The organism is Psychrobacter sp. TB20-MNA-CIBAN-0197 (assembly GCF_040309765.1).
Classification (GTDB): domain Bacteria; phylum Pseudomonadota; class Gammaproteobacteria; order Pseudomonadales; family Moraxellaceae; genus Psychrobacter; species Psychrobacter submarinus.
Genome location: NZ_JBEOPC010001061.1, coordinates 1 through 251, shown reverse-complemented (window position 1 = coordinate 251; position 251 = coordinate 1). Strand labels below are relative to the sequence as shown.

General features: G+C 64.5%; 1 protein-coding gene. It reads right to left on the bottom strand.

The annotated features are described in order from the left end of the window. Positions 1–191: pyridoxal-phosphate dependent enzyme (locus AAEY83_RS17150; protein ID WP_351061073.1), on the bottom strand; the 191-nt coding region annotated here is incomplete at its 3' end. Positions 192–251: the final 60 nt, after the last annotated feature.

The window sequence follows — 251 nt, the reverse complement described above, 5'->3', positions numbered from 1 at the left end:
GGATTGATCTGCCCGCGCAACTCGGCGCGAGTGATCATCGACAACGCCGGGCGGTCCTTGACCGAACCCGCCGGGTTGTTCCCTTCGAGCTTGAGCAAAAGGGTGTTGCTGGTGGCGCCGGGCAGGCGCTGCAAACGCACCAGCGGCGTGTTGCCGACGCAATCGGCGATGGTTGGGTACTGCAAGGTCATGGCGTATTCGCAATCCAGACGTGCGGGGGCGCCTATCATACCGGCAAACCCGCGCAGGCC